We start from the raw sequence: 2,567 nt of genomic DNA, 5'->3' as shown, positions 1-2,567 counted from the left end.
GGGCGGGTGGGCCCGTCCTGCGGTGTGACCCCGCCGCAGACCCGGAGTTACCCGGCGGTAGCCGATGTGGGATCTTCGGGGCCCGCACGTCGAGACGGCAGAGCTGCTGTCGGGAATGAGGTCCCATGCGCTTGCACCTGTCGCCGGAGGACGAGGCCTTCCGGGACGAGATGCGCACCTTCTTCACCACCGAGGTGCCGCAGTCCATCCGGGACGCGGTCGCCGCCCACCGGGAGCTGACCAAGGAGCAGTTCGTCGAGGCCCAGCGCGTGCTCAACGCCGCCGGGCTGGCCGTGCCGCACTGGCCGGTCGAGTGGGGTGGCCGGGACTGGACGCCGCTGCAGCGCCACATCTGGCGCGAGGAAATGCAGCTGGCCGCCGTCCCGGAGCCGCTGGCCTTCAACGCCAGCATGATCGGCCCGGTCATCGCGACCTTCGGCTCGCAGGAGCAGAAGGAGCGCTTCCTGCCGGCCACGGCCAACCTGGACATCTGGTGGTGCCAGGGCTTCTCCGAGCCCGACGCGGGCTCCGACCTCGCCTCGCTGCGCACCACCGCCGTGCGGGACGGCGACGACTGGGTGGTCAACGGCCAGAAGACCTGGACCACGCTGGGCCAGCACGCCGACTGGATCTTCTGCCTCGTGCGCACCGACCCGACCGCGGACAAGCGTCAGCGCGGCATCTCGCTGCTGCTGTTCCCGATGGACTCCCCCGGCGTGACCCTGCGGCCGATCGAGCTGCTCGACGGCGGCTTCGAGGTCAACGAGGTCTTCTTCGAAGACGTCCGGGTGCCCTCGGAGAACCTCGTCGGCGAGGAGAACCACGGCTGGGACTACGCCAAGTTCCTGCTCGGCAACGAGCGCGTCGGGATCGCCCGGATCGGGTCCACCAAGCGGATGCTGACCGACGCCAAAGAGCACGCCCGCGGGATCACCGCCAACGGCGCCCCGCTGTCGGAGGACCCCTACCTGCGGGCCCGGATCGCCGAGATCGAGAACGAGCTGCTGGCGCTGGAGCTCACCGCGCTGCGGGTGGTCGCGAACTCGGCCGGCGGCAAGCCGCACCCGGCGTCCTCGGTGCTCAAGCTCCGCGGCTCGGAGCTCCAGCAGGCCGCCACCGAGCTGCTGGTCGACATCGCCGGCCCGCTGTCGGTCGCCTCGTTCGCCGGGGAGGACTCCGACGTCCCCGAGTGGGCGCAGGTGGCCACCCCGTCCTACCTGAACTACCGGAAGGTCTCCATCTACGGGGGCTCGAACGAAGTGCAGCGCACCATCATCGCCGGCTCGATCCTGGGGTTGTGAGGTCACCGTGGAGTTCAGCTACGACGACGAGCAGAACGGTCTCCGCGAGGCCGTGAGCGGGCTGCTCGCCCGCGCCTACGCGGACAGCGAGCAGCGCCGGGCGGTGGTCGCCACCGACCCCGGCTTCGACGAGAAGACCTGGAGCCGACTGGCCGAGATGGGCGTCCTCGGGCTCCCCTTCGCCGAGGCCGACGGCGGCATGGGCGCCGGCCCGGTGGAGGTGTCGGTCGTCGCCGAGGAGATCGGCCGGGTGCTCGCGCCCGAGCCGTTCGTGGAGGCCGTCGTGCTGGCCGGTGGGCTGGTGTCCGACCTGGGCACCGACGCGCAGCGCGCCGAGGTGCTCGGGGCGCTCGCCGAGGGCTCGCTGGTACCGGCGTTCGCGCACGCGGAGACCGGCACCCGGTGGGAGCCGTCGGCCCGCTCGGTCACCGCCACCTCCGACGGCGGTTCCTGGCGACTGACCGGGGTGAAGGAGCCGGTGCCGCACGGCGCCCGCGCCGACGTCCTGGTGGTCAGCGCGGTCGTCGAGGGCGCGACCCGGCTCTTCCTGGTGCAGGGCGACGCCGAGGGGCTCACCCGCACCGCGCACCGCAACCACGACGGCACCCGCTCGGCGAGGGTCGAGTTCGCCGGCACCCCCGCCGCGCCGCTGGGCGAGGGCACCGACGACCAGACCGCCGCGATCGAGAAGGCGCAGGCCCGGGCCCGGGTGGCCTACGGCCACGAGGCGCTCGGCGCGATGGAGACGGCGCTGACCACGACCGCGGAGTACCTGCGGACCCGCAAGCAGTTCGGGGTCACGCTGAACAAGTTCCAGGCGCTGACCTTCCGTGCGGCGGACATGTACGTCTCGCTGGAGCTGGCCCGCAGCACCGTCATGTGGGCGACGCTGGTGGTCGACGCCGACGGCGATGTCGTCGCGGCCGCCGACCGGGTACGGCTGCAGACCAGCCGGGCGTCCCGGCACATCGGCAAGGAGGCGATCCAGCTGCACGGCGGGATCGGCGTGACCGCCGAGTACTCGGTGGGCCACTACACCAGCCGGCTCACCGCGATCGACCACCTGCTCGGGGACGGCGACTGGGCGCTGGCCCGGCTCGCCGCCACGGTCGACCAGCACGAGACGGTCGATCCGCTCGGCTGAACGGAGGTCCTCCCTGCCCCTGCAGGGAGGACGTTCCAGCACGTCACCTGCCCCTCCGGCCAGCGGCCGGAGGGGCAGCGCCGTCTCAGCAGCCTCCGCCGCCGCCGTCCCCACCGCCGCAG

2 protein-coding genes are annotated in these 2,567 nt (G+C 72.7%); both read left to right on the top strand.

Translation table 11 applies throughout. The features are described 5' to 3' along the window. Nucleotides 1-125: 125 nt before the first annotated feature. A complete protein-coding gene (locus tag FHL79_RS24775; protein ID WP_138761209.1) occupies nucleotides 126-1,301 on the top strand; it encodes an acyl-CoA dehydrogenase family protein in 1,176 nt (391 codons plus the stop codon). Between the two features lie 7 nt (nucleotides 1,302-1,308). Then, nucleotides 1,309-2,445 (top strand): acyl-CoA dehydrogenase family protein, encoded by a 1,137-nt coding sequence (locus FHL79_RS24770; protein ID WP_138761208.1) that lies wholly within the window; start codon nucleotides 1,309-1,311, stop codon nucleotides 2,443-2,445. Nucleotides 2,446-2,567 lie beyond the last annotated feature (122 nt).

Origin of the sequence: Modestobacter altitudinis (assembly GCF_005930475.1) — a bacterium.
In the GTDB taxonomy this organism is placed as follows: Bacteria; Actinomycetota; Actinomycetes; order Mycobacteriales; family Geodermatophilaceae; genus Modestobacter; species Modestobacter altitudinis.
The sequence above is the reverse complement of the archived record's forward strand: the minus strand, read 5'-3'. Positions and strand labels throughout refer to the sequence as shown.